The organism is Leptospira paudalimensis (genome assembly GCF_026151345.1).
Taxonomy (GTDB): domain Bacteria; phylum Spirochaetota; class Leptospiria; order Leptospirales; family Leptospiraceae; genus Leptospira_A; species Leptospira_A paudalimensis.
Genome location: NZ_JAMQPR010000001.1, coordinates 217,929 through 240,919 on the forward strand (window position 1 = coordinate 217,929; position 22,991 = coordinate 240,919).

Genomic DNA, 22,991 nt, shown 5'->3' on the forward strand with positions numbered 1-22,991 from the left:
ACTATTAGATAACTCCGTGAACACGTGTTCACTTAAAAGCGAAAAAGAGGCGAAAATGAAAACATTTCCTTTTATCTACAACCAACCGAAGGAGTTTTTAAACTTCCTCCAACCGAAAGAGTGGGCAGATTTTTTCCTAGGCGAATTGAATCCTAGGTTTTCTGTCACCACAACAAAAGCAAAAGTCATCGACATCAAAGAAGAAACTGCTGATGCAAAAACTTTTGTCTTAAAACCAAACTGGTTATGGAAAGGTTTTTTATCAGGCCAACATGTTCCAGTGACAGTTGAAATTGCTGGAAGGAGAGTTACTCGGTTTTACTCTTTGTCTTCTCATCCAAATGACAAGTATTTACAAATCACTGTTAAACGCCAAAAGGGTGGTTTGGTATCAAACTTTCTGAATCAAAATACCAAAAAGGGAGATATTTTAGAATTAGGAGAGGCTTCCGGTGAATTTGTTCTCTCCAAAGTAATCCCAAAAGAATTACTTTTATTAGCAGGCGGAAGTGGAATCACTCCAATCCATTCAATTTTAAGAGACTTACAGGCATTAAACTATAACGGCAAAGTGACACTATTGTATTTTGTTCGTTCGGTAGACGATATCATACTAAAATCATCAATTGATTTGTTAGAAAATAACAATCAATGGTTAACCGTACAATACATTCTATCTGATGTTCCGAAAGAAGGTTATGCTTCTGGTTTTTTAACAAAAGAAATTTTGGATCAGTATGTTCCGAATCTAAAGTCGACTTCAGTATATGTATGTGGTCCATCACCAATGCAAACAAAGGCACTTTCCCTATTGGAAGGTTTACCAGTAAAATCCGAACTATTCCTCTTACCTGGTCAAAACCTTACAAATGTGAAAAAAGAGGGTACTGTAGATGTATACTTGTCTCTTAGTCACAAAACCATTCAAGTGAAAGGTGAACGTTCCATTCTTGATGAACTAGAAGAACAAGGAATTTATCCTCAAAGTGGATGTCGTATGGGGATTTGCCATACATGTGTATGTAAAAAACAGGCTGGTGCCGTAACAGATTTATCAAACGGTGAAAAATCACAGTTAGGTGAAGAAAATATTCAAATCTGTGTGTCACGTGCTGAATCCAATTTGGAACTTGAACTTTAAATTAAGACTATTAGGAAAAGAATTTATCATAGGATAATAAAATGAGAACGATTAGCAAAAAATTAAACAAAGAAGAAATAGAAGCATTTGGAAAAGAAGTTGATTCACTTCGAGAAGAAGTGATGGCAAAAGTAGGAAAGGAAGATGCAGATCATATCCGATTTATCTATAAAACATACAGATACACTGAAGTTTTAGGAAGAGGATTGATTCACTTTAGTTTCGAACCAATTTCCTTTGTGGCTGGAACATTGTTGTTATCAATTTCCAAAATCATCAATAATATGGAGTTAGGTCATAACGTTCTCCATGGACAATATGATTGGATGAACGATCCAAAGTTTAATTCCAGAACCTTTGAATGGGATATCGTTTGTAATGCGCACCAATGGAAGTTTTACCATAATTACATGCACCATACTTATACCAATGTTTTGAACAAAGATCATGACTATGGGTATAATTTTACAAGACTAACAGAAGGTCAAAAGTGGAAACCGGTCCACCTAACACAACCTTTTACAAATTTATTCTTAGCTTTAAATTTTCAATGGGGAATTGGCGCTCATGGTTACCGAGTTGAATACTTAGAAACTCCTAAGAAGTTAAGAAAGAAAAAAACATTGAAAGATTACAAAGCAGTTTTCTTTAAAAAAATTGAAGTTCAAATGTTGAAAGATTACATTCTGTTCCCTGCACTTGCTGGTTTAAATTTCCCGAAAGTTATTTTAGGAAATTTAATAGCAAACTTAATCCGTAACCTTTGGACTTACGCTGTGATTTTTTGCGGACATTTTACTGAAAACGCAGAATCCTTTACAACTGAAGAAATAGCAGGTGAAACAAAAGCACAATGGTATTTGAGACAATTGAAAGGTTCTTCTAATCTTGATGGAAATAAATTGTTTTATACAATGACAGGTCATTTGAGCCATCAAATCGAACACCATATGTTTCCTGATATGCCAGCAAAACGATATCGTGAAGTTGCACCAAAATTAAAAGAGATTTGTGCAAAGTATGGACAACACTATAATACTGGAAGTTTTGTGAAACAATTTGGCTCTGTATGGAAACGGATCATTGCTTATTCATTCCCTGATCACATTGCAAATAAAGTAATGGGAAAACGTAAGAAGTATTTAGAACCTTCCATTGTTTTAAGCCAACCAAGTTTCCAAGTTTCTCTTCCGACTGAAGAGAAAACAGTATCACTCACTTAATCTGAATAATCTTTTGGTCTTCCTCCCCGTCGCAATGGAGGAAGACCTTCCCTTTCCTTTCTCGTGGGTCCTCTATCATGGAGGGCCCTTTTTTTTATGCGGATTTTAATTTGATATGGTTAGATGTAAGAATCGCATAACTGTCTTTATGGAATTCTTTGCACCATTTTGTCCGAAGGTCTTTTCTAGATTTGGATTTGTTTTTACTTCGTTCCATAAGGTATCCGATCACCATTCGAGCAGCTGATTCGACTACTTCAAAACTATATGCTTCTTTTGTTCCTTGGTCTTGGATTAATTTAAAATTATCAACAATCGATTCAAAAAGATTCCGTATCTCAGTGAGTGCATTGTTTCCTTCTGAACCTTTTGCTAAATGATCTAAATAAGCACGAAACGTTCCAGTTCCACTCATCCCAGAAGTAATTCCACCAATTGCTGCATTGACTTGGATTTGTGTAGTTCCGTCGTATATATTTGTTATTCTTGCATCGCGATACAATCGAGAAAGATCATAATCTTCGGTGTATCCTGCTCCACCTAATACTTGTAATCCGTCATATACTAAGTCATTACACATTTCCGAGTTATAATACTTAGAGATTGGTGTGAGTGTATTGGCAACTTTCTCCCAAAACTTAGCAGTTTTACTTTCTTCTGGTGAAACTTCTCGGCCATCTTCATACCAATAGTATTTATCAACAGAATAGGCAGCCTCCACCATGAGACAACGCATTCCAGCAAGTTCTCTCTCCATACGATCTAACAATCTTTTTACTGCTGGGATTTCATAAATTGCCTTTCCAAATTGAATTCGTTCGTTAGCATATTTAAATGCTTCTTCAAATGCTGCTGTTACAATTCCTGTTCCTTGAGAAGAGACACTGAGTCGAGCTCCGTTTAACATTCCCATCACATATTTAACAAGACCAAATCCTTCTTTCCCAACCAAATGGCCTTTGCTATTTTCAAATACAGTTTCGCATGTTGCGGATGCTTTGATCCCTAATTTTTTTTCGATCCCTTGGATTTGGTAATCTTTGTTTTCAACAATAAAAAAAGACAAACCCCTTGCTCCACTTTCTTGGGTACCTGTTCTTGCCAGTGTCAGTGTAATTCCTGGACTTCCATTGATACCACATGCAACAGTTTGAAAACGTTTGGTTCCATTGAGTAACCACTCTTCACCTTTTTTTACTGCCTTTGTTGTGATATTCGGTAAGTCGGATCCAAAGTCAGGTTCAGACAAACCCATAGTGACTGTATAATTACCTGAAATGAGTTTTGGAATCCATTCTTGTTTCATTTCTTCTGATGCACATACTTCTAAGATTGCCGCAAGTCCCATACTACCAACTGCAATGGTGATGGAACTATCAGATCGGTACATGATCTCTGCGATCATCGCTTTGATGATACTTGGTACTCCAAGTCCACCATATTTACGTTTAAAAGCGGCCGGTCCAAGTCCAGCATCATGATACATTTGGATGACATCAACCATCTCCTTCGGATGGATCACATCTCCATTTTCAAATTTTAATCCTTTTGCATCAACTGTAGAGGCAACTTGTGAAACATACATCCCACTAATTTCACCACAAGACTTGAGTATCTCTTCATAATAAGCGATTGCTTCTTCGACCGATGTCGGAGCCATTTCTAATCTGGCATTATTTGTTGTTTCATAAAGTTTCGCATCGGAGAACTGATTTTCGTAAATGGGTACAATTTCATTCCAATCAATTAAATCATAGAAATGTTCTTTTAAGTCTTCGTTACTTTGGAAGTAATTATTTTGGATCATATTTTGTCCTCAGGTCAAAAAGATAAAACGAAGCAAGGTCTTGCGATAAAAAAAATCCAACTAACAAAAAAATATCATTTTTGTACAATTTGTGAACCGGTCGGTTCTCTTAGAAATTGAAAAAGTAGACCAATTGGTTTATTTTAGAATCTTGTAAGCGGCGAAAATTTAATAAAATTATCCATAAAACAAGGTAAAATTTCTACTTTCATCACCTCAGATTCTATCTAAGAATGGAAAAGTTGATCTTTGGATTCTAAACCATTTCAAGGATCAAAAGGAGATTTATGAAACTGTTCCTTTCCCTATTAGCAATGATGTTTGCATTCCAGTGTAGTTCACTACCGACTTCTGAACTGCCAGTCAAATCAACTGTCACTTTGAGTCCGTTGGAATATAAATTGGATGGTAAAACATACGAAGGTTTTATGGCTGTTGATTCAAGTATCACTGGCAAACGACCAGGAATTCTTGTGATTCACGAGTGGTGGGGTGTGAATGAGTATCCAAAACAAAGAGCAAAACAATTAGCAGATTTAGGTTATGTTGCTTTTGTTATGGATGTATATGGAAAAGGGATTCTCGCAAAAGACCATGTGGAAGCGGGAAAACTTTCAAGTGCAAATGGTGATCCTAAAATTCTCCTAAAAAAAATCTACAAAGCCATTGAAATTTTGAAATCAAATCCAAATGTTGATACTACAAAAATTGGTGCGATTGGATATTGTTTTGGTGGAGGCGGTGTCATTGAACTTGCATTAGATGGTGCTGATCTAAAAGGTGGAGTTGTTTCTTTTCATGGAATGTTAGGTAGCAAAAATCTAGCAACAGGTGTTAAAAAAATTAAAAGTAAAGTTTTGGTACACCATGGAGCGGATGATCCTTTTATACCTAAAAATGTTGTTGAAACATTTGTAAAAACAATTACCGAAGCAAAGGCTCCAGTAACGTTTGTTTCACATCCAGGTGCGGTTCATGGTTTCACTAGACCAGGTGCTGAAAAACATGGATTACCTGGCCTAGCTTATAACGAAAAAGCAGATTATGCTTCTTTTGAAAGTATGAAAGACTTTTTCGCAAAAAACTTTAAATAAACAATAGGTAATACAAAGAGGGTTAATGCACTAGCGGTGATTAACCCTCCTATCACGACTGTCGCCAATGGTCTCTGAACTTCGGCACCTGGTGATGTACTAATTGCCATTGGAATAAATCCTATTGAAGCAAGCAGTGCTGTTGTTAAAACAGGGCGAAGCCTAGAGATTGCTGCTTCTTTGATTGCATCTTCTAATTTTTTTCCATGATGTTCTAATGATTTGATAAAACTAATTAAAACCAAACCATTTAAGACTGCGATACCGAACAGAGCAATGAAACCAACGCCTGCAGAAATACTAAATGGTAAATTTCTTAAATACAATGCCAAAATGCCACCTGTGATAGCGAATGGAACATTGAGAAAAATGATAAACGCAGACATAACTTCATTAAAAGCAAAGTATAAAATCAAAAATATTATCAAAAGAGTGATTGGAACTACAACTAACAAAGTATTGGTTGCCGATTCGAATTTTTCAAATTCTCCACCTAAAGTAAAATGATAACCCGCAGGAAATTTGATTTTATCAGCTAAGACATTTTTTACTTTTCCAACAGTTGAAACCATGTCACTCCCTCTGATATTAAATTGAACTAATGCGTAACGGTTTTGGTTTTGATGGTAAATTTGAACCGGCCCATCCTCAATTTTAATTTCTGCAAGTTCATGAAATGGTGCAAATTGATTCTGACCGACATTTACAGGAGTGTTTCTAATTTGTTCAGGATCAGATTTGATGTCTGTTTTCACTACGATATCAAATCGTTTCATCCCTTCATAAACGATCCCAGCTGGAACACCTGATGAAAATGATTCAGTGATGCGATTGATATCTGTTATATTTAAATTATATCGTGCCAATTTTTCTCGGTTTGGTTTTATCCTGAGATACTCCAATCCATACAATTGTTCGATCCTTAAATCGGCCACACCTTCGATGTTTTTAATATTGGATGAGATTTCTTCTGCAATCGATTTTAGTGTTACCAAATCATCACCAAAAACTTTAATTCCAACATCTGCTCGAATGCCTGCCATGATTTCATTATTTCTCATTTCTATTGGTTGCGATAAACCATAAGCGACTTGTGGTGAAACTCGTTGGATGATCTCTTCTAACTTGTTTTCAATATCTGCTTTGGATTGTTTCCATTCAGATCTTGGTTTCATATCCAAATACATATCTGTTTTTTCTACACCCATTGGTTCAATCGCAAGTTCTGGAGAACCTGTCCTCGATACAATTTCCGTTATTTCAGGTATCTCTTTTAAGATTGCAGATTCAATTTTTGTAGATGAAGCCAATGATTCAGTTAATGTAGTAGAGGGGTATCGACTAATTTCGATGAGTAAATTTCCTTCATCAAGTTTAGGTAAAAATTCTCCACCTAATCGGAAGAAGAGGAGAATAGAGACAATAAAGATACTAATTGTAGAATACATGATCTTGTTTGTATCTTTGAAACAATATTCAAGTTTTGGAATGTACCAGTTTTGAATTTTTTGGAAAAAGGCAGTTTTTGAGTCTTCTTTGATGTCTGAATGTAAAAAGAAAGATGCTAAAACTGGTATAATTGTGAGTGTAAGGATAAAGGAACCAATCAATGCAAATAATACTGTAGTTGCCATTGGTATAAACATTTTACCTTCTGTACCACTGAGTGTTAGAATTGGTATATAAACGATTCCAATGATAATTTCACCATAAATTGTTGCCTTCCTAACTTCAATGGTTGCCTCAAGAATTGTATCTCTTTTTTCGATAGGTGTTAACGATCTTTTAAGTTCCTTTACTTTTAATCCTAATCTTCTATGAGAGTTCTCAATTAGAATGACTGCACCATCCACAATGAGTCCAAAATCAATCGCACCCATCGACATTAAGTTAGCTGGTAAATCGCGGACGAACATTAAAGAAATCGCAATGAGCATTGCCAGGGGAATGACAGAGGCGATTACGAGCCCAGATCGAAAGTCACCTATCATAAGAAACAAAATAATGATGACAAGGAGTGCTCCTTCCGAAAGGTTCCAGACAATAGTTTTTAATGTATTGGAAACCATTATGGAACGATCATAATACGGTTTTATTTTCATTCCTGTCGGTAAGGTTTTTTCAATTTGTGTTATTTTTTCTTTTACCGCTTTTGTTACTTCTAAGGAATTTTCTCCGAGTAACATCAATGTAACGGCTCCCACAACCTCTGAAGTTCCAGAAGAAGTAGCTGCACCTTTTCTTAAACGAGGGCCTTCGACAATTTTTGCAACTGTATTCAAATAGATGGGAAAACCATCCTTCATTTTACCGATTTGTATTTTTTCAAAATCTGTAATTGTTTTTAAAAGCCCATCACTACCAACGATAAGTTGTTCATTTGATTTTTCAATGTATCCACTGCCTGTTGATAGGTTATTGGTTTGGATTGCATTGATAATTTGGTTAAACGAAATTCCTAAAGAAGCAACTTTTAATGGATCAACTATGACCTGGTATTGTTTTGTTTTTCCACCAAAACTGTTCACTTCAACGATTCCTGGAACAGTCTTTAAAGCGGGATTGATATACCAATTTAAATAAGTTGTTAACTCCATTTGACTATGGAATTGGCTTTCGATTGTAAATTGAAATACTTCTCCTAATCCAGTTGTGATTGGTCCAATTACTGGTTTACCATAAATTGCAGGTATGTTTTCGGAAGCTTCTGTTAGTTTTTCACTAACCAACTGCCTACTTTTCCATAAGTCTGTTCCATCAGAAAAAACAGCGGTTACCAAGGAAAATCCGTATCTAGAAACTGATCGAACTTCTGTTAAATTTGGAATTCCTGTGATTGCACGTTCAACAGGTAAGGTTATGTATTGTTCGATTTCTAATGTAGATAAAGAAGGCGATGTTGTAATGATTTGAACTTGTACATTTGTTATATCAGGAACAGCATCAACTTTTAGATGTTTTAGTGAAAAAAAACCACCAAATACCAGTAAGATGGTGGAAAGAATGATTAAAAGTCGATTTTGAAGTGAAAAAGATACAATTTTAGTTAAAAATTCCATTTCATTCACCTCCTCCAAATGTATCTTTGAATAAAATTGCTTTTAATTCAAAGGAACCTTTTGTGACAACCTTGTCTCCTTCTCTGAGTCCAGAGATTACTTCTACCATTTTGTCATTTGTACTACCTGTTGAAACTTCTAACCATTGGTAGGTTTCTGGTTTGGTTTCTATAAATACAAATTTAGAATCTTGGTACGATTGAATTGCTATTTCGGGAATTTGAATTCCTGTCCTTTCGTTCACGCTGAGGATTGCCCTTCCAAACAATCCAATTTTTGCTTTTTTGTTTTGATTTTTAAAAACAACTCGTGCATGAACTGTTCGAGATCCAGGATCAACTTTTTCGCCAATGTGTTCTAATTTTCCATAAAAGTTTAAGTCAGGATAAGCATTCAATATTACATCTGCAGATATTCCTTCTGATAAATATTTTAAATCATTTTCATATATTTTTGCTTGGAACCAAAGATTGGTAAGATTGGCAATGGTAGTTAGAATTTGATTCCCTGCCACAATCGAACCTGGAACTGCATTTCTCGATAAAGCTAGTCCAGACCTTGGAGAATAAACAATGTATTGTCCCGTGGAACTATTATCGATGTTTATACCGTTCGCACGTAAATTTTCTTCTGCTGAATTTTTCTCGGATTCAATCACTCGTAAATTTGCTTCTGCATCAATTTGTTCTTGTTTAGCCGCTAAATTCATTTTTACAAGAGAGCTTATTCTTGTTAAGTTTTGTTCAGCTGCGTTGTACTTAGATTTTGCAACGAGATAAGTAGATCTAAGTTTTGCAAGTTCTGGAGAATCGATGGTTGCTAGTTTCTGCCCTTTTTGAATGGTATCTCCTTCAACAAAATACACACTTGTGACTCTACCTGAAATTCTAGCTGGAACATCCATGATGTCATCTGGCACGGCTTCCGTTTCGCCAATCAGTTCAATATTTGTGTGAATTTTTTTTAGAGAAACTAATTCGAATTCAATCGAAATAGCATCTCGTTGTTCTTTTGTTATATGAAGAATATTTTTGTTTGTGGTAATTTCTGGAGCAATAGGTTTGATTCGGCTAGATTGCCAAAAATAAATAACACCGATTAAAAGTAAGATAGAAAAAAGGATGATTTTAAAATTAATTTTCATGGTCGAACTTCCATTGTATTTGTTGGTAATCCAAGCACTCGTATCAACTCAATTTGAGATACTTCGTATTCTGATTTGGTGCTTAAATAATTTAGTTTAGTTTGTAATAAGATTCTTTGTTGGTTGATTGCATCGATGATTTTAATTTTACCGAATCTGATTGCTTCTTGTAGATTGTTTAGATCGGATTCCGCTCTTTCTAGTTTGTTTTCATCATAAAGTTTTACTTCATCGTCTAGTGTGATGAAATTCGTAAGTGCAAACAATACTTCTTGTTTGATATTTCTAGATACAGATTCTTTTAATTCTTTTGAGCTATCAATCTTGGAGGATGAAATGATCGATTCACCCTCATAATCTCGCCAGACAATCAGAGGTATCGTTAGCATTCCACCTAAGACTCGTTCATTAAACCCATCGTTTTGTGCAAAAGCTCCCAAACTCACATTTGGAATTTTTTGTTTTCTAACTTCGTTATGTCGGAGTAACGCTAATTCGATTTCTTTTTCCGTTAGAAAAATTTCTGGTCTATATTGGTACGCTATCTTCACTAACTCTGATTTGTCTTTTGGTAAATCGTTAGGTAGTTTCCATTGGAAAACTTTTAATTGTGTTAACTCAAATGGAAAACCAAGCAAAACTTCCAATTCAGATTTTGCATTTTCATATTGCCTTTGAGATAAATTCCAAATTTTATAAATACGAATTTCTTCAGCTTCTGATAAGGATTCATCAATTCCAGGTGAAAGTCCTTCGTTGATTCTAGCTTTTGAAACTTTTTTAAGTTCCTTTACTAAATTCAAACTATATAAACTGTTTTCCTTTTCCAAAAAAAGGTATCGAAATCGTGTTAGTTTTTTTAAGGCATCGAACTCTAAGGAACGTTTAACGGACTCTAAACGATATACTTGCGCTCTAAATTCTTCATCGGCGATTTTGATGGCGATTTCTCTTTTACCATTGGTGTAAATTTCCTGATTTACCATAACTTGAAAGTTATTAGCAATTGTAAGTGTGGATCCTATGATTGGTCCCGCTGTGTCTCCCTTTCTGTTTGCCACATAACCAGAAAAAGTTGGATTCGATGGAAAATAATAAGAAGCGATTTTTTTCCTTCCAGAAATTTCCTTTAGTTTAATCTCCTCGATTCGATAATCAGGATGGCGATTGACGATACAAAAACTCAATTCTAACATTGAGTTTTGATTCTGACATGAGTTCCCAAGGTTTTCCTGGGATTCGATTTTTGAATTAAAAATTGTAGGCATCAACAGTAATATTGAAAGCCACTTCAATTTAAAATTATTTGAAATTGAAAAATAAAACATGGAACCTCCCACGTAGATAACGCAAGTAAACGGATGTGCGATAGAACTAGGTGATATGTTGTCTCGGAGGTCTAAAAAGATAAGAAAGTGAAGAGAATTTAGGAATAGGAAATTCTTTTAATTCAAAATAAACTTTATGTAAATTGATTAAAATATGCGAAAGATATAAATTCCAGGTGATCGAAACAATGGAATTGCAAGGGCACGAAAAACAAACATGTTCAGAATGTTCAACATCATCTCCAAGATCGTGACCTGGATCAATGCCGAGTGTATGGTCTAAAAAAGCATAGGGACATCCACTTTCTGGAGTTCCCAAAGATCCACAATTCACCTCATTGTCGACAATCCTTTGGTACATAAAATTGGCAGAAAACATCAATACAAAACAAAATAGGAAACTTTGTTTGAACGCATTCTTTTGCCAATTGAAAGGTTTCATACAATTATTGAAAGTTTGGAATCTCCTTTGCAGTTTGCAATAACTTATCCACGATTTCTGGAACACAGAGGGGAGAGACGTGACTCGAATCTGTATACAAACGACAATTTGTATTCCCTCTATTCAGAGATATACGACGAATATTTTTAGAATTTTTCTCAATTAAAGCTTCGGAAATCGTATCGAATAATTTTCCACCAGTGATCGAATTTCTACGTTCCTTATAATAGGGATGTACTTGTGGTTCCCAGATAACGGTAGGAATGTTATTTTCTTCAGCAAGTTCAATAATTCTTTTGAGAAATCCAACTTCAGTTTCTGAAATCAAAAAGTTGTTAAGCAATAGTTGTTCTTGAGATTTGCTGTAGTTTACAATTCGTTCTTCATATTCTTTTGGAGTAAAATTATCGATTTCAATGCCCGTATTATTCGGATTAAATGGTCTCTTTTTATTTAAGTAGGAAGAGAGTGCAATAAAATAAGTATCGTCCGCTGCTCTTTCCCCTTTTATTAAATTTGAAACTCCTTGGATAGGACGAATATGATAATTATAAGAGACAAATAACAACCGACTTAAAATATCTAGTTTATATTTAGCATTAAATACAGGGAATATATCAATTAATTCTCGCTCTGTTAACATTAACTCTTTCCACTTCGTTTTGTAAGAGTAAACATTATTCTCGTTTAACATTTCTTCAGAGAATTCAATGAATAATAAATTTGGTTTAAATCCACCATCTACCATTGATTTAAGCAAAAGGTAGTATAAAAAATATTCAGAAGCTTTTAGAGCAAGTCGTGTTTCAAAATAGATTGGTTCATTGTAAGTATTTTTGTTAACAGGAATATTCTCCCATTCATGGAAAATATCAGACCTAGAAGATCCTGTAACAACTGCTACATTAATGTTCTCGGATTGTAAATGTTTGTTTTCTTCCCAAACCTTTGGGAATCCAACGAGAATATTTTGTCCAGATTTATATGGTCGCCTAGCAGCTTCACGGAAATCAGGGATACAAGCAATTTTATCAACTGTGAAGACAAAAAGTATTAAAATTAGTGGATAAAAGTAAATTTTCTTTAGTGTCATATTTAATCTCAGAATTGGAAATAGATAAAGGTTTCGGTAGCAGCTTCAATCTTCACTAAAGCATAATAAACGAGGAGTGTACAAACTGGTACCAACCAAACTATATAAGGTTCTAATTTATCTTTAAAATAATTTTTATATTCAATAAATTGTAAGATATAACTACCAATCATGAGTCCCCAGAAATCGGGTTTATAAATAATTTTTCCTTTTAGATTGATAACGGAAGACCAAAACGTTGATATTTTTTCTAGAGTATCGATTCTGAAAAATGTAGCAAGAACGGAAAAAATTGTAAAAATCCAAATAACAGCCAGGAATTTTTTTAATGGCGTCATAGAGCTTCTGTTAGGTTTACCATAGGCAAATCTCTCGATGGATAGAAAAATTCCGTGAAAAAACCCCCAAAGAAAAAAGGTGTAAGTGTTTCCATGCCACAAACCAGACAATGACATCACGATGATTGTGTTTATATTATATCTCAATTCTGTAACGCGGTTTCCTCCCAATGGTATGTAGAGGTAATCTCTGATCCATGTTGAAAGTGTATAATGCCACCGGCTCCATAATTCTGCAAAACTAACAGATAGAAACGGGGATCGAAAGTTTTCCGGAATTTCATATCCTAACAAAAATGCAGATCCTCTTGCTAGGTCTGTGTAACCGGAAAAATCACCATAAACTTGGAATGAAAAGGCAAATGTTGATAAAAAAATCGAGACCCCATCATATTCACCTGGATTGGCATAAACAGGATTGATTAATTTTGCGATTTGATCTGCGATTAGTACCTTTTTGATAAGTCCTGAAAGTATATGAAAGATCCCACGTTGTACAAAATCTAATGTAAGTTTTGCGTGGTCAATTTGGTCATAAAAATCGTCATGACGCATGATGGGCCCAGCAATCAGTTGTGGAAAAAATAAAATAAATAGTAAAAAATTAACGAAAGGTGATTCCGTGAATTTACCTCTCCAAGCATCAACGAGGTAAGCAATCATTTGAAACGTATAGAAGCTAATTGCTAGAGGTAATACAAATTCGGATAAAGATTGGAAAAAGGGAATGGTTAATTCACCTTCTGACATTAGGTATTTTAAATAGGTTAATACATATTTAAAAAAACATAAATTTAATAAATTTATGGATACTCCCAGTATAAGGAATATTTTCCTTTTCGTTTTTAGAATTCCAATCACACAAAGGTGAGTAATAATGATAAAAAGTACGAAGTGTATTAAAAACGAACCACTCCAGTATCCATAAAATAATAATGAGAAAACGATTAGGATATATTTGCGAAACCGAGAAGGTGAGATCCAATAAGTGATATAACAAGCAATAAAGAAAAAGAAATAATCAATCGAATTGAACAGCATTTTCCCTAGAATTTCTCGAATATTTTTTTCTACTACTCATTTATGGAACATACTTGCCTTAATATTGAAATTGGACAAGATCAGTTCTCAAGATGTCGCAAAATCCTCTATGGACTCCAGTTTCCCATTCTAACAACCTCATCAATTTCCAACATCGTCTTGAAACAAAATTGGGGAAATCCTTTCCTGATTATGTTTCCTTCCATCAATTTTCTACCGATGAATCTCAAATTTTTTGGAAGGAGTGGCTACAAGAATCAGGGCTGATTCTAAAAACCCCGACTACCCAAACTTTTATGATGGGGAAACAGTTTTCTGAAACAAAATGGTTTCCTGGTGCTACTTTCAATTTTGCTGAAAACTTACTGGAGAAAGGGAATCCAAAACAAGAAGCGATTGTGTTTTATGGGGAAGACGGAGGTGTACAAAGGTTAACATACCATGAATTAAAATTAGAGGTCATTAAATTACGTAAACACTTACTTTCGTTAGGAATTCAAAAAGGTGATCGCGTTGTAGGAATTGTTCCGAATGCTCCCATTTCTACGATTGGCATGTTGGCAACAACATCGTTAGGTGCTATTTGGTCCAGTGCTTCACCTGATTTTGGAGTGAAAGGGATATTGGATCGATTTGAACAAATTTTTCCTAAGGTAGTGATTTCTGTGGAATCCTATTCATTCAAAGGAAAGGAAATTTCGATCATTGAAAAATTGGAAGAGATCACCCAAACTTTATTTTCAGCAAAAAATTCCGAATTCAAACAAACAATCTTATATGAGTTTTTGAATCCTATTAAAGATTTTGGTAAGATTTATAATCCGATTCGTTACCAAGATTTATCACCAACAAAGGACGAATCAATCGATTATGTTCCTATCAGTTTTTCTGATCCAGTTTACATCATGTTTTCATCTGGAACAACTGGTCTTCCTAAATGCATTGTCCAAGGTGGGGGAGTATTACTCAATCATACTAAAGAACTGGCGTTACATAGTAATGTATCAGAAGGAGATCGGTTTTTTTATTATACAACCTGTGGTTGGATGATGTGGAATTGGTCTCAATCTGTATTGGCATTGGGTGCAACCTTATACCAGTTTGATGGGAATCCATTTTATCCCAATTGGGAAACCCTTTGGAGTATGGCAGAAAAAGAATCCATTCAAGTTTTTGGAACCAGTGCCAAGTACTTATCTGTATTGGAAGAAGAAGGAATTTCTGTAAAATCGAAATACTCACTTCCAGATTTAAAAGTGATTCTTTCGACAGGTTCTCCCTTGCCAGTTTCTGGTTTTCACTATGTATATGAAAAAATAAAAACAGATGTTCAATTATCTTCAATCTCAGGCGGAACGGATTTAAATGGATGTTTTGCTTTAGGTAATCCCAGCTTACCCGTGTATGCTGGTCAAATTCAGTGTAAGGGTTTGGGAATGGATGTCCAAGTTTTTGACAGTATGGGAAGATCTGTCACTGGAGAAAAGGGTGAATTGGTTTGTCCCACTCCATTCCCTTCTATGCCATTATTCTTTTGGAATGATGAATCAGGTGCAAAATATAAGGCAGCTTATTTTGAAACTTATGATAATATCTGGTGTCATGGAGATTTTGCTTCGATCACTCCAGAGAATGGTGTCATTATCTACGGAAGATCAGATGCTACACTGAATCCCGGAGGAGTACGTATCGGAACTGCAGACATTTATTCTGTCGTTTCTAAAATTGAAGAAATTAAGGATTCGGTGATCATTGGGCAAGACTACAAAGATGATGTGAGAGTTGTATTATTTGTTGTTTTAGCAGATGGAGTCCAACTGGATGATCGTTTGGTTAAAAAAATCAAAGAACAAATTAAAAATGAAACTTCACCTAGGCACGTTCCCTCAATCATTTTAACAGTACCAGAAATTCCTTATACGATCAATGGGAAAAAAGTAGAAATTGCTGTTAAACAAACTGTTGCTGGTCTCGAAGTAAAAAATAAAAATGCTTTGGCAAATCCCAATGCACTCGATTTTTTCAAAGATAGAAAAGAGTTAATGCAATGAATGGTTCCAAAATCCGTTTTTCCATCATTTTTGGATTTGTCCTTTTGACTTTCCCAATCAGTGTCCAAGCTGAAAAATGGAATACCTGCCTAAGGACACATTGTATCTCCTTCCAATTACCTTCGAATTGGTATTTAACGAACCGAAAGTCTAACGGAAGTTCAACTAAGTTTGATCATTTTCGAACGAGTCCTTTGAAGGAGGAGACAGGTAGAGAAATCATTCCAGCGATAGTGATTCTTTTTAAAGAATCAGAAAAACAACAATACCTTGATCCAATCCTTTTTCATTTAGAGTCCAAACGATATATTCTTGTTTCAAATGTGAAGGAATATTATAATTTACAAAAATTAACGGAAATTAAAGACAAAGAAGTTTATCAATTTCTTGGAATGGTTGGAAGTTTTAAAGACAAGGAAGATACAATTGTCCAACATTATATCACCTCCACTGCAGAAGAATTTGGATTTGTAATCATAGTAACTTGTTTTGAATCAGTTTACCCTCAGATCGAAAAGGATATCAAAATATTCCTAAAAACATTGGCCTACGAAAAAAGAATTTCGCCATGGAACTTTGTAACCGTGAGTGAACAAATGATGAAAGCAAAACAATTGGAGTCAAATGCAGATACTCGACTTAAGACTAAAAAAATTGAGGAAATTTCAATTGCATTGGGTGAGTTAGACGATGCCTGTGAGCTTGGATCCATGACCGCTTGTGAATTATTCTCAAATTTGATGAATGTGGGACGATAGAATTCGTTTCCATTGAAACGTTAACGATTGTTTTTTTGCATTTTTTGAATATATTCTGCCAATGCATTGATTTCGTTTTTACGCATATGTGAATATGCTTTCATGTATGTTCCAGGGATTCCATTTTTGATACTGTTTGCAATGGATTCTTTGGAGGAACCATTCAGATATGTTGTACGATCTTGGAAATTAGGAATCCGACTTCCTTTAAGTAAATGTGTCCGAGTACCTCTTCCATTTCCTTCAGGTCCATGGCAAGAGATACATCCATTTTGAATGTACATCGCCTCAGGTAAAGGGACTGTGGTTGCTTTCGGTGGGGGTGGTTCTTTGGTGATAGAATCATTTTCTGAATAACAACCATATAGAATCATACAAAAAAAGAGTCCGAAAAAAAGATACCGGTAGTGATAATGTTGCATCTTCAATCGCAATACACCGAAGCAGCAGACAAATCAATATTGTATTTTTGAGATAAGTAACAGAATACAATGGTACGACCTGGATTGGATAAACTGACATTGTAATAGAGTACTTCGCTGATATTTCCAGAGAAAAAGTTACCTGGGCTAGAGTTAGAACCTAAATAAAGATTATTTTGTGAGTAGGTTTTACTTGGATCTGTAGGGATACCTACTGCATATCCACTTGAATACATACCAAAGGAAATTCCATTTAATTGTTCTGCTGCAATCAAATAAGGAATGTTTGTATAAGGAAATTGGATGTTACTCGAGCCAACAATTCCATCCGATGGTTTTGCCATTCGAATATTGTCTCCATCAAAATAATATGATACACCAGGTGATGCTGATTCAAAAAATGTATCATTGGCGTTGGCTGTTCTTGATAGGGCGATGAAAAAAGTAGAACTATTGGAAGGAATGTTTGCAGCACTGCCACGGAATAAATACTCAGAATTGCCTGCGTTAAAATTCACAGTAGGTTTATTATTGAATCCTGCGTTATTATAGGTTGGAGAGGAACCTCCTGTGAAAAAAGAAGCTGCATTCCCACTTCTGTCATGCCAAGTGGTGATCGGTGAATAATTGGATTGATTTGAAAAACTATCAGCACTTAGGTGAAGTTTCAAACTGCTTGTTGTCGGATTTGCATTCCAAGTAATCACTTGTTTTGGATCATAACCTGATAAAGCTTGGATTTCCATCAGTGTTAATGCGCGGTTATAAACTAGAACTTCATCCAATTGACCATTAAATCCATTGGTTAAATCAGATCGAATTCCAATCGTAAAAACATTGGGATTTGTATCCCAAGTATTTTTGGTTTGGCTGATGAGTTTTGCTCCATTATGGTAGATAGTAGCAGCATAACTTCCTGCAGGACCTTCAAATACACCACAAAGGTGGTGCCAAACATTTTCATGGTTATAATAAAATTCTTCTACATCGTTTAGATAACCTGAAAAAAAGTATTTAGAACTTGTATTACCAGCACCTAACGCAATCATGCGATCTGTTGAATTGGGCCCAATACTAACCATAGTCCCTGAATTGAGGGTCGCTGATTTGTACTGAACACAAATTGTTCGTGGTTGGGAATTTTTTGGTAGGGATGAGGTTGTAGTGGTTACATTTAGGTAAGTACTTCCATTTGTATTCAAAGCGGAAATTCCATTTCCATATTTGTCGGAAACAAGAGTTGCTCCTACACTTGTGGTTGGATTTCCGAAACCACTTACATCATCAAAATTTTTATTAAAATCGTAACGGGCAATTAAACCATTGGGGATTTGTGCTGAGAGAGTTCTGACTTCCTTTTGAGAGAGTGCTTTTGCATAAATTTTAATTTCATCTACTTTTCCCCCAAACATATGACCAGGAAACGAAGCCATTCGACCTACATAGAGTCCAGTTCCTGTTGTTGTATTGATAGACGAACCAATGTTCACTGGTCCACTGATTTCCACTCCATCAACATATAACCAACCATTGTTACCGTCAAATGTACCACAAATATGAGTCCATCGATTTAATGGCAGTGTATAAGACGGATACAATTCTCCGCCGCCGAGACCACCAAACCGAAGTTTCAGGTCACCAGTAGGTGATGCTCTGTAGACATTTAAAATGAATTCAGTGGAAGGCCCTGCACTTCCATATGTGATGAGAGGGGCATTGTCTCCCATATTAGGATAGGTTTCTAGGTTTACCCAGACACAGATACTCCTTGGTTGTGATCCATGCGGTAAACCTTGTTCCGAGCCAAGTAAGTATCCACCAGAAGATGCAGAAATTCTGACGGCAGTATTATTTGTTTTGTTGATTCCAGTTGAATAGTTTGTCAATGGACCATAAAAAGACAAACTTCCACCAAAAGGTCCTTTTGATGTGGAGTCTCCTGAAAATTGGTATTGAGCTGCCAATTGGATTGGTCGAGATGCATAGGAATTTCCAACCAACGTACTTTCTGCATTTTTTGCTAAGTCATTGATCTCTGCTTCATTGAGTTCCCTGTTGTAGAAACGCAAATCAGCAAGTCTGCCAGGAAAGAAAAAAGAGCCAGCTGAAGAAACACCGATTGTAAAATTTCCAGAAACGGGATTTGTACTTAAGGTTTTTTCAAACACTAAATTTCCGTTAAGATAGACTTTGTATAAATCGTTACTATCAACAGTTAATGCAACATGGGTCCAGAAGTTAGGTATGACAGTCACATTTGTAGAATCAGGGAGCATACCACCGCGGTAGATTGCTAATTGGTCTTTTGAATCTATAAACAATCCATGGCCGTTGGTTGTAAAATCACCGTTATAAAAAATTACTTTTCCAATTCCAGAGTTTGTTCCATCCCATAAAATCCATCCTGCCATAGTGATTTTATTGACCGACAAACTGGGAGAAGGTGCAGTTCCTGCATTTCCTATGGATGTACTCGCTGCTCCAGTTAGTTCATTAAATCTACCATTTCCAAAGGTTGGACTTCCGATCGAAGTAATTGTTTGGTTATTTACAAAATTGTAATTTGAACCATTTAATGGATAATAAGATTGCAAACTTTCAGACTTTATGGTTCGAAGCGCATTTACAGTTCCAAAAACAATTACATCACCAAGGTTGGAAATGTATTTTGGTGATTGAATGGATGCTGATACACCAACTCCATTGATGAGTCCAGTGTTTCCAGAACCTGCAATTGTGATCACTTCTCCAGTGACACTATGTACCCTTCGGATCAAATGATTTCCATAATCGGCTACATACAAAAAGATACCATCGGAAGTGATCCCGTGTGGTAAATTGAAAGAAGCATCCGTTCCAACGGCATCAATGTACCCATTGGTTGAATTCCCACACAAAATCGTTGTAACGCCTGTTATCTTGTGTGTTTTTGTGATGTTGTAGGTTCCTAAATTGGTAGCATATAGGTAATCACCGATGATGGTAAGTCCTTCTGGAAAACTGATATCTCCTCCGGTAACAAGTGTCGTGACCTCACGCGTACTTAACTTGATGACACGGATTGCTGAATTATTCCGATCCGCGATGTAAAGTTTGTTATCATCAATCACAATGCCAGCAGGTGATGCAAATCTAGCAGCAAGTGGATCTGTTGCATCAAGATTTGCATTCGCTGGTGAAACCACGGTATCATCGCCTGCAAACGTCTCCGCATAACCAGAGCTAATTAGAACACGTTTGATACGATTACCCAATGTTTCTGTGACATACAAATATGTGCCATCTGTAGTGATTCCTTTAGGAAGATTGAATGTTCCACTCATACCTGATCCAGGAGTATTTCCCGCGGCACCATTTCCTACCAGAGAGGAAACCGTATTGGTCATTGGATTGAAGACACGAATTTTATGATTACCAGAATCTACGATAAAACCTTTTGTTCCATCATAGGTGATGCCACCGATATCATTAAAACTGGATGCGGGAGCAGGGCCATCACTTGATCCACTGCCTGCTACACCTGCTGCCGTTGTGACATCTCCTTTATAATAATGGATTTGCACAGGTGCTTGTTTTTTTAATCCGATTGCATTCCCATATCGAAACCCTGCTACACAATTCACTGCGACATTGGTGATGTTGGCACCTAACATAGTGCCTTGCATGTTTGATTGAACTGCACAAACAAATCCTGGAGGTTCTTGGGTGATTTGGATTTCATAACCAGTTCCACTGCTGATCGGAGTCGCAAAAGAAATGGGAGTAGAAGTTGCACCTGCAGGAACATTGATTGTATCAACACCATTGGTGACAGTTAGGCCTGAAGGTAAAGTGACAGAACTAGTAACGTTTCCACTCATGTTGTATTGATTTACGGAACATGAGATCGCGATGTTAGTGATCGCAGTATTGGAAACTGTACCATTTGCATTTGTGATATTACAAGTTTGCCAAGGATTTTGTGGACCTGATAAGACTGAGACCGTAAAATTTGTACCGGTTGGTAAAGCCGTATTGAATGTAAATGTTCCATTACTTGCAATGATTAAATCATCACCACCATTATTCTGTAAAACAAAAGTATTGGTTCCAAAGGGTGTTGTGAGAGAACTAATCGTTCCACCAACAGTATAAACATTTGGTTGGTAATTGGTGCTCAAAACATCACTCTGTGCATAATTTACTTTGCACATTCTCGCCTTTACATTTTGAGAAACACCTGGTGTTGGAAAAATATAATTCCCAAGAACACCAGTATTACATGTGTTGAGTGTAGGGCCACAATCTGGATCAGTTGGGACCGCTGCTGCCGAAGTATGACAAACCCATGTGGAACCCGTTGTTGTACTTGAGAAACTTACATTTTGGCCTGAGTCCAGAAAAGATCCAGTCGCCAAACTAGGAGTAGGTGTCGCTACTTTGAGTGTATAAGAAGCAGTGACAACTTGTGATTCCACCCAACCCACCTTACAATGGATCACTTTGACCACTGCTTGGTTGTTATCGGTTATCGTGACTGTGGATGTTGTCATTGTTCCTGAGGCACAGGTTGGATCCGCTTGAGATCCATTTCCAATTGTGTATCGATACTCTGACCCTGGGATCAAACTGGAAATGGTAACAGTCCCATCATCATTAAATAGAGAGCCACTAACAGGAGAAAAACTAGGAAGTGTTAAACTACAATTGAGTACAACATTCGACATATTGGACACAATCCCAGAATGAGTGGCTCCAGCAGTAATCGTACAAGTTTGGTTAGGTGGATTAGCAAATACGACAATTTGATAGTCCACACCTCCTGGAATGGTACTTGGGAATGTAAAATTTGTGACACCTGGGTTAATCGTGATTGATTGGGTAGGAAAAACGGGAGATCCTCCTGTTTGCACCAAATCTAAAGTCACTGTCCCACCTAACACACTAGTTGTTGTACCTCCGGGACTTGAAACGGTACCACTGACTAAAAATGCGTTACTACAATTGACAGCAAAGTTTGTAGGTCCGTTTCCTATTGTTACTGAACCTGATGATAATGTACAAACTCCAGAAGTGATGACTCCTCCTGGGTTATCAACGGTTACAGTAAAATTCCCACCACTTAAATAGGTGCCGGGGAAGGCATAAGTCCCATCAGCTGTTACATTGATTGTATTGGAACCATTAAGTGTCAGTTTTAGTTCATTTCCTGCTGTGAGTGTACCTAAAATCCCAATGACTTGGGCACTAACGGCATAGGAATTGGTTGTACAATTGATGCTAACGGATATGGGTGAGGCAACCATCGTACCATTTGTGACAACAGGTGTTGTAATGGAACAAGTTTGACTAGGGTTAGTCGGTTGGCTTATAATACTGAAATCATAAGTCTCACCCACAGGAAGTGGTGGAAAGGAAAAACTTGCACTATTGACATTGATAACATCAGTTCCAACACCAGTCACATTTTGCAATTGTAATCCATTCCCTGAAAGTCCAGTTGTCGTTCCACTGATGAGATACAATGCACTCCCACAAACTACTTGTATCCCTTCAATGTTTCCACTGAGGACTGTTCCTTGGCCTGAAGAAACAATACATTTTTGAATGGGGGTACTCGGAGGGGTTTTGACCGTTACTTGATAAGTGGCACCAGAATTTATTTTTTTAGTGAAGGTATATGTACCATTCGTACTGACATCCATCACGTCACCGTTATTTTCGATTTGTAAACCAGTTCCGAGTAAACCAGAGACTTGAAAACTAATGGAATAAGATAGGGTATTTGCTTGGAGAAACCGAAAGGTTGTAAACGTTTCGAGTAAGGAACGATTGATTGTAGGAAACGAACATCCTAAGGTAGGAAGGAAACATAAGGATATGATGATTTTCTGAAGGAACCTTTTTCCTTTGATCCAATCCATCCGATCTAATAATTTCATTTCTAATGAAGAGTAACAACTGAGAGGTGATTTCGTCTAGAGAAAATCTAAATTTTTAGAAAATAGAATCTGTTTCCATTCAAGAGAAACTCATAAAGATACAAGAAATTTCGAATGCCAATAAGATTC

Annotated in this window: 14 protein-coding genes; 5 read left to right on the forward strand and 9 right to left on the reverse strand. The window is 36.2% G+C overall.

The window, feature by feature from the left end:
- Nucleotides 1–55 precede the first annotated feature (55 nt).
- Together ND855_RS01130 and ND855_RS01135 are read left to right on the forward strand one after the other, a co-directional pair.
- A complete protein-coding gene (locus tag ND855_RS01130) occupies nt 56–1,141 on the forward strand; it encodes a flavin reductase family protein (protein ID WP_265356812.1) in 1,086 nt (361 codons plus the stop codon).
- 41 nt (nt 1,142–1,182) lie between these two features.
- Nucleotides 1,183–2,364, forward strand: coding sequence for a fatty acid desaturase family protein (locus ND855_RS01135; protein WP_265356813.1), 1,182 nt, complete (start codon nt 1,183–1,185; stop codon nt 2,362–2,364).
- A gap of 94 nt (nt 2,365–2,458) precedes the next feature.
- On the opposite strand, the gene ND855_RS01140 is transcribed toward ND855_RS01135, so the two are convergent.
- Complete coding sequence (locus ND855_RS01140; RefSeq protein ID WP_265356814.1) at nt 2,459–4,171, reverse strand: acyl-CoA dehydrogenase family protein; 1,713 nt, start codon at nt 4,169–4,171, stop codon at nt 2,459–2,461.
- A gap of 287 nt (nt 4,172–4,458) precedes the next feature.
- On the opposite strand from ND855_RS01140, the gene ND855_RS01145 reads away from it, so the two are divergent.
- The gene (locus ND855_RS01145) at nt 4,459–5,265 is read left to right on the forward strand and encodes a dienelactone hydrolase family protein (protein WP_265356815.1); all 807 of its coding nucleotides are present in this window, start codon (nt 4,459–4,461) and stop codon (nt 5,263–5,265) included.
- Here ND855_RS01145 and ND855_RS01150 read toward each other — a convergent pair.
- The 6 genes from ND855_RS01150 to ND855_RS01175 form a co-directional block, all read right to left on the reverse strand.
- Nucleotides 5,214–8,324, reverse strand: coding sequence for an efflux RND transporter permease subunit (locus ND855_RS01150; protein ID WP_265356816.1), 3,111 nt, complete (start codon nt 8,322–8,324; stop codon nt 5,214–5,216). The two genes, ND855_RS01145 and ND855_RS01150, sit on opposite strands and share 52 nt — an antisense overlap.
- Nucleotide 8,325: 1 nt before the next feature.
- Complete coding sequence (locus ND855_RS01155; protein ID WP_265356817.1) at nt 8,326–9,468, reverse strand: efflux RND transporter periplasmic adaptor subunit; 1,143 nt, start codon at nt 9,466–9,468, stop codon at nt 8,326–8,328.
- Nucleotides 9,465–10,664 carry a TolC family protein gene (locus ND855_RS01160; protein ID WP_265356818.1) on the reverse strand — a complete coding sequence of 400 codons (1,200 nt, stop codon included), beginning with the start codon at nt 10,662–10,664 and terminating at the stop codon, nt 9,465–9,467. The genes ND855_RS01155 and ND855_RS01160 overlap by 4 nt, the downstream gene beginning before the upstream one ends.
- Before the next feature lie 178 nt (nt 10,665–10,842).
- Entirely contained in the window at nt 10,843–11,238 is a 396-nt protein-coding gene (locus tag ND855_RS01165; RefSeq protein ID WP_265356819.1) for a hypothetical protein, read from the reverse strand.
- A 4-nt stretch (nt 11,239–11,242) separates the two neighbouring features.
- Nucleotides 11,243–12,331: a DUF1574 family protein gene (locus ND855_RS01170; RefSeq protein ID WP_265356820.1), complete on the reverse strand. Its 1,089-nt coding sequence runs from the start codon at nt 12,329–12,331 to the stop codon at nt 11,243–11,245.
- Nucleotides 12,332–12,339: 8 nt separating this feature from the next.
- A complete protein-coding gene (locus ND855_RS01175) occupies nt 12,340–13,710 on the reverse strand; it encodes an MBOAT family O-acyltransferase (RefSeq protein ID WP_265356821.1) in 1,371 nt (456 codons plus the stop codon).
- Between the two features lie 92 nt (nt 13,711–13,802).
- Here ND855_RS01175 and ND855_RS01180 point away from each other — a divergent pair, with 92 nt between their 5' ends.
- Together ND855_RS01180 and ND855_RS01185 are read left to right on the forward strand one after the other, a co-directional pair.
- On the forward strand, nt 13,803–15,761 hold the full coding sequence (locus ND855_RS01180) for an acetoacetate--CoA ligase (RefSeq protein WP_265356822.1): 1,959 nt from the start codon (nt 13,803–13,805) through the stop codon (nt 15,759–15,761).
- A complete protein-coding gene (locus ND855_RS01185) occupies nt 15,758–16,519 on the forward strand; it encodes a hypothetical protein (protein ID WP_265356823.1) in 762 nt (253 codons plus the stop codon). The genes ND855_RS01180 and ND855_RS01185 overlap by 4 nt, the downstream gene beginning before the upstream one ends.
- Nucleotides 16,520–16,539: 20 nt before the next feature.
- Here ND855_RS01185 and ND855_RS01190 read toward each other — a convergent pair whose 3' ends face one another.
- Nucleotides 16,540–16,893, reverse strand: a complete 354-nt coding sequence (locus tag ND855_RS01190; protein ID WP_265359321.1) for a c-type cytochrome — start codon at nt 16,891–16,893, stop codon at nt 16,540–16,542.
- A gap of 50 nt (nt 16,894–16,943) precedes the next feature.
- The gene (locus ND855_RS01195; protein ID WP_265356824.1) at nt 16,944–22,862 is read right to left on the reverse strand and encodes a LamG-like jellyroll fold domain-containing protein; all 5,919 of its coding nucleotides are present in this window, start codon (nt 22,860–22,862) and stop codon (nt 16,944–16,946) included.
- Nucleotides 22,863–22,991: the final 129 nt, after the last annotated feature.

Bases quoted from the DNA above. Each gene is read 5' to 3' on its own strand.
- ND855_RS01130 (WP_265356812.1), top strand. From the start codon at position 56: ATGAAAACATTTCCTTTTATCTACAACCAACCGAAGGAGTTTTTAAAC.
- ND855_RS01135 (WP_265356813.1), top strand. From the start codon at position 1,183: ATGAGAACGATTAGCAAAAAATTAAACAAAGAAGAAATAGAAGCATTT.
- ND855_RS01140 (WP_265356814.1), bottom strand. From the start codon at position 4,171: ATGATCCAAAATAATTACTTCCAAAGTAACGAAGACTTAAAAGAACAT.
- ND855_RS01145 (WP_265356815.1), top strand. From the start codon at position 4,459: ATGAAACTGTTCCTTTCCCTATTAGCAATGATGTTTGCATTCCAGTGT.
- ND855_RS01150 (WP_265356816.1), bottom strand. From the start codon at position 8,324: ATGGAATTTTTAACTAAAATTGTATCTTTTTCACTTCAAAATCGACTT.
- ND855_RS01155 (WP_265356817.1), bottom strand. From the start codon at position 9,468: ATGAAAATTAATTTTAAAATCATCCTTTTTTCTATCTTACTTTTAATC.
- ND855_RS01160 (WP_265356818.1), bottom strand. From the start codon at position 10,664: ATGTTAGAATTGAGTTTTTGTATCGTCAATCGCCATCCTGATTATCGA.
- ND855_RS01165 (WP_265356819.1), bottom strand. From the start codon at position 11,238: ATGAAACCTTTCAATTGGCAAAAGAATGCGTTCAAACAAAGTTTCCTA.
- ND855_RS01170 (WP_265356820.1), bottom strand. From the start codon at position 12,331: ATGACACTAAAGAAAATTTACTTTTATCCACTAATTTTAATACTTTTT.
- ND855_RS01175 (WP_265356821.1), bottom strand. From the start codon at position 13,710: ATGCTGTTCAATTCGATTGATTATTTCTTTTTCTTTATTGCTTGTTAT.
- ND855_RS01180 (WP_265356822.1), top strand. From the start codon at position 13,803: ATGTCGCAAAATCCTCTATGGACTCCAGTTTCCCATTCTAACAACCTC.
- ND855_RS01185 (WP_265356823.1), top strand. From the start codon at position 15,758: ATGAATGGTTCCAAAATCCGTTTTTCCATCATTTTTGGATTTGTCCTT.
- ND855_RS01190 (WP_265359321.1), bottom strand. From the start codon at position 16,893: ATGATTCTATATGGTTGTTATTCAGAAAATGATTCTATCACCAAAGAA.
- ND855_RS01195 (WP_265356824.1), bottom strand. From the start codon at position 22,862: ATGAAATTATTAGATCGGATGGATTGGATCAAAGGAAAAAGGTTCCTT.